This is a genomic window from Flavobacterium muglaense (genome assembly GCF_014305155.1).
GTDB classification, from domain to species: Bacteria; Bacteroidota; Bacteroidia; order Flavobacteriales; family Flavobacteriaceae; genus Flavobacterium; species Flavobacterium muglaense.
Genome location: NZ_JACRUK010000082.1, coordinates 1 through 6,776, shown reverse-complemented (window position 1 = coordinate 6,776; position 6,776 = coordinate 1). Strand labels below are relative to the sequence as shown.

Below are 6,776 nucleotides of genomic sequence, written 5' to 3'. Positions count from 1 at the left end.
AGGTCATGAGTATCTGTGGTTATAGCTATGTTTTTTTAGACAATATTTGGTCTATACAATAAATGCGTTTGGTATAATTATAGAATAACTCATTCTAAAGAATATCTGACACCATCTTAAATTTAAATTGCAAAACCACTCAAAGAACGAGGGAAACATTTCAAAACTATTCTTCAGCCTCTTTTTTTTATAAATAACAGCAAAATCGCCCCTGCTTTATCGTATGATTATCATCCATCCCCCATTGGTCTAAACTTTTTAAAATTGACTCTAAGGATTGTCCTCTTTGGGTAAGCGCATATTCTACTTTTGGTGGGACAACGGGGAAAACGGCTCTAGAAATAAGTCCATCCTTTTCTAGTTCACGTACCGTTTGGGTGAACATTTTATTCGATATTCCTTCAATTTCTTGCTGCAGCAATCCAGAGCGCAATGGCCCTTTTAATAGATGAAACAAGATCAAAGGTTTCCATTTTGTACCTATTAAATTCATTGTGTAATGCAGCGGACAATTATTATTTTGAATCATTTTTTGTTTGTAATGGATTGAAGAATAGCAATGTACTCTTTTAGGTAACTATGCTACTTTTTAGTAAGTTATTGTTTAATAGGCAAAGGTAGCGTAATTTTGTAATCTAAAAATAAGAACTTATGACAACAGCAAACAATTATCCAAAATCATTTTCTCATATTGGTATCACCGTTCCCGATATTAAAAAAGCAGTTCAATTCTACTCGGATGTAATGGGGTGGTACGTTATCATGGAACCTTCTAAAGTTACTAAGGAAAAAGAAACGGCTATTGGTCAAATGTGTATTGACGTTTTTGGTGAAGAATGGGAGTATTTTGAGATTGCACATTTATCTACTTCGGATGGAATAGGAGTGGAGTTATTTTCTTTTCCAAATGGGATTAAAGAAGTGGTGCCTTTTAATCCGTTTCAAACAGGGCTTTTTCATTTTTGTATTCAAGATCCCAATATCGAAGCTTTAGTCGAAAAAATTGTTGCTAACGGAGGGAAACAAAGAATGCCTATTCGATCGTATTATCCAAATGACAAACCCTACCAAATGTGTTACGTTGAAGACCCATTTGGGATTGTGTTCGAAGTCTACACGCACAGTTATGAGCTAACCTATTCTTCTGGTGCTTACGCAAAATAAACACTGTTTTTTTTCAGGAGTTAAATAGTCTTACTAAATTGCAGACATTATGAAAAAAATACTTCAATTAACAGTTGTAGTACTTCTGTTTGCTTCATGCAAGGAGAACAGTACTAAAAAAGAAACGGTTACTGTTGCTATAAACGATAGTACAGCTCAAATGATTATTCCAGTAGCATCCTTTGAAGGGCAACAGGTAACTGGTGTGACAGTAACGGATGCGGGGAGAATATTTGCCAACTTCCCTAAATGGAGGAAAGGAATAAAAAGTGCGGTTGTCGAAATTACTGCTGTAAAAGAAAGTAAAAGCTATCCAGATGCGCAGTGGAATTCATGGGAAATAGGAGATGCACTAGCTCCAAATAAATTTGTGGGTGTGCAGTCTGTAGTCGCATTCGAAAACAAGCTTTATGTATTAGATACTAGAAGTGTGCTGTTTCAGCCCGTTTTGGATGCTCCTCGTATTTTTGTTTTTGACTTAAAAACGAATCAATTAGTGAATACTTATGTGCTCACTAAAAACAGTTATCATCCTGATTCCTATATTAATGATTTGCGTGTTGACAAAAAGAATCAGAAGATCTATTTTACTGATTCAGGACATGGTGGTTTAGTTGTCTTAGATATTAAATCAGGACAGTTTAAAAGAATATTAGACAATCATAAGTCTACTAGTGCTGAGTTGAGTGGTTTGTCATTTAATGGTAAAGAATGGAAAAACAAGATCAATTCTGATGGGATTGCATTAGATACAGTCAATAACCGTCTGTATTATCATGCTCTAACTGGCTATAGTTTGTATTCAATACCTACAGCTGCCTTTGATTTGACTGATGAAAAAGAAATAGAGAAAGAAGTAAAGTATGAAGGCAAAACAGCTGCTCCCGATGGTATGATATTCGATCAAGGGGGGAATTTGTATTATGCTGATTTAGAAAACAACAAAATTCAATACCGTAAATTAGATGGAAGTATTCATACGTTGGTTGAAGGTGATGAGATAAAATGGGCTGATACTTTTAGTATTTACGAGGGGGTATTTGTATTTTACTAATTCTAGAATCAATGAGGTTAGTAGTCCTGATATTTCAAAAATGAGTTTCACAGTGAACAAAATTAAATTACCGCAAACGGATAAGTAAGTGGGAATAAGAAAGGGTAAATGGAGATTTTTAAAATTTAAAAGAAAAAAACTACCTTTGAATTCATCAGAAAATTAGATTATGACTTTACACATAGAAACGCCTGCTTTATTATTTTCGGCCACTTCCTTAATTCTTTTAGCTTATACCAATAGGTTCTTGACCATTGCTACCATCGTGCGTAGTTTAAAGAAAACCTATGATGAGAAGGAGAATAAAAGTATTTTGATCGAAATTAAAAATCTCAACCTGCGTTTGACTTTAATACGATACATGCAGCTCTTTGGGGTGTTGAGTTTGTTTCTTTCGGTTTTTGCAATGCTATTGCTTTTCTTCGATTTTCAGGTGGGAGGTTTGTACTTTTTTGGCTTTAGTCTATTGAGCTTACTTGTTTCCTTGGCGCTTTCTTTCTGGGAGATAAGTATATCAGTCAAGGCATTACAGGTGCATTTGAGTGATTTAACGTCGTAATGTTTGGAACGATTTTTATATAAAAAAAGAGCTGTGAATCAATTTTTACAGCTCTTTTTTATTGACTTAAAAGGGTTATTGGTTTATGATACCACCATCTTCTTTTTTATCTTTATTCAATAAATTCGGGTTTTCTTTAGCCAATTTATTTTTGGTTGGAATCTTATAATTCAAGCTAAAGCCAAATTTTCGTGTATCCATTTTATTGCTGATCAATAAAGGTGTGTCATACGCATTAAAAGCATTTTGATTGCTGTTTAATACATCATCAGCATAAATGGAAAGCGTCAATTGGTCTTTTAGGAATTTGCGCGAAAAAGTCAGATCTAATGCGTTTCTAAAAGGTTTAACGGCTATAAAATAAAAGTAATTTCCTTTAGGAACGATGTAATTGTAATTGGCAACAAACTTCACTTTTTTCGGCAATACGATTTGTGACATGAAATTGAACATCCAGAAACCATTGGTGTCTACGTTTGGAATTTGATGGTATTGATAGCCCGCATATACATATAAAAAGTTCATGGTATCGGGATTAACGTTCATCTTCATGGTTTCGGCCAATCCTTTGGTGAACAACATATACGGTATTGGCATTCCCACATTAAAACTGTGGATTTTAATTTCGGGAATATTCTCGTTACTATTGATCACTAAATCATTCACAAGACTCACTTTATTGATTACTTGATTCTTTGCCGAGCTTACATTATAGCTAATGAAAGCGTAGTCAAAAGCACTTAATTTCACTTCGTAATTATCAAAAATTGTAGGTTGCAAATTTGGATTTCCAGAGTAATCTACATTTGGGTTTTGATAGTTGGTGTTATTTGGGTTTAAAGCTGAGGTACTTGGCAAGGTGATTTTTTTATTATAATTAGCATTAAAATAAATCATCTTATTGAAGTTGTACTGGGCGCTTGCATTTGGAAAAAAACGAAACTGTTTGAAAGCGGTCAATTCGGCTACATCTGTCTTTCCAGTGATATTATAATCTTCACCACGTCCACCTACAATGAAGTTTAGTTTGTCAAATCGTGTTTGCAATTCGATATAAGATGCCGCGGTTCTTCTTTTATAGTCTAAGTTTTTAACTCCTTTGCTGGTTGCGTCAAAAAGTAACTCCTCATACAAACTACCAAAGCTTAGTTTTCCTTCGTCTGAAAATTTAAGCGGTTGCGAATAATCAAATTTAAAGTTGTATAATTTTTGATCAGATCCGTTTTCAAGTGTACTGCTGTTATTTGCCACCGGGCTCAAAGAGAAATCATTAGAATTGCTATTGAAGTTGAATTTAAATTCTAATTTTTTGGCAGCATTGTCAAACTTCTTTTGGTAGGTTGCTACGGCATCTTGGCGCAAGCCTTTACTTACAGAAGCATCATTTGTTGTAAAACCAGATCCTGTTCCTAAGGTGTAACTGTCGTTATTGTTTTGAGTAAGATCATAGTTCAATAATAAACGGTCTTTTCCTAAGTCAAATGTCAAAGCCGATTTCATGTAATTGTTTCTCCCTACACGGTCAGCATCTGTTTTAGAAAGTAGGGTAGTAGTTGTTTCTTGCTTTACTAGCGAAGTCCATATAGCACTTTCTCTATAATTTTGACCTACATTCAACTGCCAACCAAAATACTTATTCTTAGCACTCAATAAAATACTGTTGTTTACCCTCCATCTTAGATTGTCATAATTAGTAAAGCTAGTACTATTGGTATAGGTGGCGCTTAGGTAGTTTTTGGCATTTTTGTTGGTGATAATATTCAAAATGGCACCTCCAGAAGTAGCGGGGAATTCGGCACCAGGCTGAGTAATGATTTCGATTTTTTCGATCGCATTCGCGGGCATACCTTCAAGAAACGCGTTCAGTTCATTGGTGGAGATATTCAATGGTCGACCATCCATAAAAACATCGAGCTGTTTTCCCTGATACATCATTCCAGCAATATCTGATGCGATTAATCCCGGTAGTTTTTTAATTCCTTCTAGAACCGAACCTGTATTTAAACTAGGCTGATCGGCAAAATTAAAGATTGTTCGATCTGCTTTTTGTTCAATGGCTTTTTTAGTTTTAATAATAGCAACTTCGTTTAATTCAGTGCTTTTTTCAACTGTTTTTTCAGGAGCTGTTTGAGCAGTAATTTGGCAAAAACTAGCTAGAAACAATAAGGTAACCCAATGTGATTTTTTCATGGTTTTGTATATCAATGCTTAGTTAGTCTACTATGTGGTAGTGTTGTTACAGTGTGATGTTAAATACTACAAAAAAAAAGTTTATTTTTTTAAGCTGCTTCAAACCTTTTATGAGTTATGGAGTCTTACTACTAAAAAATTATGATTATGAAAAAAATTATGACGACCTTTTTAGTACTTCTAGGAATTACAATGGGATTTGCACAGGAAACAGCATTAACCCATAGTACAGGAGATAATTTTAGTTTAGAAGGAGCCTTGGCTTTGCTGAAAAAATCGAACTCCTTAGAAGAATTTGAAAAATTAATCAATGACGAAAGGAATAATGTAAACAATCTCGACCTTAACAATGATGGAATTGTCGATTATATTACCGTTGATGATATAATAGAAAGCAATACTCACGTTATTGTGTTGAGTGCTTACCTTGATAAAAATGAAAAACAGGATATTGCTACTATTGGTATCGAGCAAACAGGGGATGAAGTAGCCATTCTTCAAATAGAAGGCGATACTGATTTGTATCCCGAAAATACAATCGTGGAGCCTTATGAAACGCAAGAAGTACTAAATGCAGTTAAACGAGGACCTGCAATGTCTGATTTACGGACTTATGAAGCAACGGTTAATGTTTGGTTTTGGCCTAGCATTCGCTTGATGTATGCGCCAAGTTACGTGGCTTGGGTGTCGCCGTATCGCGGGAGTACTTATCCTAAATATTGGAGGTCATGGAAACCGTATCGCCATACTGTTTTTTATAATAGAGCAGCTGCGCACCGGGTGTATTGCCGTCCAGCATCAGTGCGTCGTGTTGCGGTGGCAAGAAATATATATTTGCCAAAAAGAAAGCGCTCGGCTATAGTTGTTCATACAACCCTCAAAACGGTTTTTATAAATGCTAAAGCGGCTAAAAAAATCAACGCTAAAAAGTAAGTAAACGTAAGAAACGTTAATTAAATAGAATTTGTGATGGAAAATAACACAGTTTGGTCCTTGCGTTTGGGTTTTTCAAGCAAGCAAGCGCAGGAAATACAAGATAACGGATTGACGCATTTTTTAGAAAAGTCTTTTCGAGTAAAGTTTGACAATAGCATTCCGGATTTTTTAATAGACAGTCCAGAATCTATGGCAGATTTGAAAGCCATGCGAATGTCATTAAATAACGCTACTGATACCGATAAAAAGGAAATACGTAAAGCCGAAAATCAAACTGCCGATGCCATGAAGCAATGGTGGATTGAGAAGATGATGGCCGCCGATTTTCCTTTGCAAGAAAAAATGACGTTGATGCTACACAACCATTTTGTGGCAACTTATCAAAAGGTAAAAGTGAATCGATGGGTTTTTGAACACAATCAAATTTTGCGTAGAAATGCTTTTGGAAATTTCAAAATCATGACCAAGGAAATTGTCAAGAGCAATGCTATGGTGCGTTACCTTGATAATACTGACAATAAAAAAGGAAAGATAAACGAAAACCTAAGTCGGGAATTACTGGAATTATTCACTTTAGGAATTGGTAATTACACCGAAGAAGACGTGAAAAACGGTGCCAAAGGACTCGCTGGATTAAATCTAGGTGAAGAAAGTGCTATTTATAAAAAGAACCAAGAAGACAACTCGGTGATTACTTATTTAGGCAAAACAGGCGTTTTTAAAGCGGATGATCTGGTGGATATAATTTTCGAACAAAAAAGTATTCCGTATCGAATGACTCGAAAAATCTTAGAATGGTTTATTGGTCCCAAAAATAGTTAAAACTATGCACTTTAGTGCATTTCGCTTTTAGCTTCTAAAAATGTACATTTG

At 35.1% G+C, this 6,776-nt stretch carries 7 protein-coding genes; 5 read left to right on the top strand and 2 right to left on the bottom strand.

All coding sequences use genetic code 11. The features are described 5' to 3' along the window. Nucleotides 1–187 precede the first annotated feature (187 nt). Nucleotides 188–529, bottom strand: coding sequence for a winged helix-turn-helix transcriptional regulator (locus tag H8R24_RS17375; RefSeq protein ID WP_187021588.1), 342 nt, complete (start codon nucleotides 527–529; stop codon nucleotides 188–190). 122 nt (nucleotides 530–651) lie between these two features. On the opposite strand from H8R24_RS17375, the gene H8R24_RS17370 reads away from it, so the two are divergent. The 3 genes from H8R24_RS17370 (at nucleotide 652) to H8R24_RS17360 (ending at nucleotide 2,777) form a co-directional block, all read left to right on the top strand. Continuing rightward, a complete protein-coding gene (locus H8R24_RS17370; RefSeq protein ID WP_187021586.1) occupies nucleotides 652–1,164 on the top strand; it encodes a VOC family protein in 513 nt (170 codons plus the stop codon). Between the two features lie 49 nt (nucleotides 1,165–1,213). Beyond that, nucleotides 1,214–2,218, top strand: coding sequence for an L-dopachrome tautomerase-related protein (locus H8R24_RS17365; RefSeq protein ID WP_317172598.1), 1,005 nt, complete (start codon nucleotides 1,214–1,216; stop codon nucleotides 2,216–2,218). A gap of 169 nt (nucleotides 2,219–2,387) precedes the next feature. Further along, nucleotides 2,388–2,777 carry a DUF2721 domain-containing protein gene (locus tag H8R24_RS17360; RefSeq protein WP_187021583.1) on the top strand — a complete coding sequence of 130 codons (390 nt, stop codon included), beginning with the start codon at nucleotides 2,388–2,390 and terminating at the stop codon, nucleotides 2,775–2,777. A gap of 75 nt (nucleotides 2,778–2,852) precedes the next feature. On the opposite strand, the gene H8R24_RS17355 is transcribed toward H8R24_RS17360, so the two are convergent. Continuing rightward, nucleotides 2,853–4,967 (bottom strand): outer membrane beta-barrel family protein, encoded by a 2,115-nt coding sequence (locus H8R24_RS17355; RefSeq protein ID WP_187021581.1) that lies wholly within the window; start codon nucleotides 4,965–4,967, stop codon nucleotides 2,853–2,855. 147 nt (nucleotides 4,968–5,114) lie between these two features. On the opposite strand from H8R24_RS17355, the gene H8R24_RS17350 reads away from it, so the two are divergent. Beyond that, nucleotides 5,115–5,900 (top strand): hypothetical protein, encoded by a 786-nt coding sequence (locus H8R24_RS17350; protein ID WP_187021578.1) that lies wholly within the window; start codon nucleotides 5,115–5,117, stop codon nucleotides 5,898–5,900. 36 nt (nucleotides 5,901–5,936) lie between these two features. Next, on the top strand, nucleotides 5,937–6,725 hold the full coding sequence (locus H8R24_RS17345; protein WP_187021576.1) for a DUF1800 family protein: 789 nt from the start codon (nucleotides 5,937–5,939) through the stop codon (nucleotides 6,723–6,725). Nucleotides 6,726–6,776: the final 51 nt, after the last annotated feature.

Bases quoted from the DNA above. Each gene is read 5' to 3' on its own strand.
- H8R24_RS17375 (WP_187021588.1), bottom strand. From the start codon at position 529: ATGATTCAAAATAATAATTGTCCGCTGCATTACACAATGAATTTAATA.
- H8R24_RS17370 (WP_187021586.1), top strand. From the start codon at position 652: ATGACAACAGCAAACAATTATCCAAAATCATTTTCTCATATTGGTATC.
- H8R24_RS17365 (WP_317172598.1), top strand. From the start codon at position 1,214: ATGAAAAAAATACTTCAATTAACAGTTGTAGTACTTCTGTTTGCTTCA.
- H8R24_RS17360 (WP_187021583.1), top strand. From the start codon at position 2,388: ATGACTTTACACATAGAAACGCCTGCTTTATTATTTTCGGCCACTTCC.
- H8R24_RS17355 (WP_187021581.1), bottom strand. From the start codon at position 4,967: ATGAAAAAATCACATTGGGTTACCTTATTGTTTCTAGCTAGTTTTTGC.
- H8R24_RS17350 (WP_187021578.1), top strand. From the start codon at position 5,115: ATGAAAAAAATTATGACGACCTTTTTAGTACTTCTAGGAATTACAATG.
- H8R24_RS17345 (WP_187021576.1), top strand. From the start codon at position 5,937: ATGGAAAATAACACAGTTTGGTCCTTGCGTTTGGGTTTTTCAAGCAAG.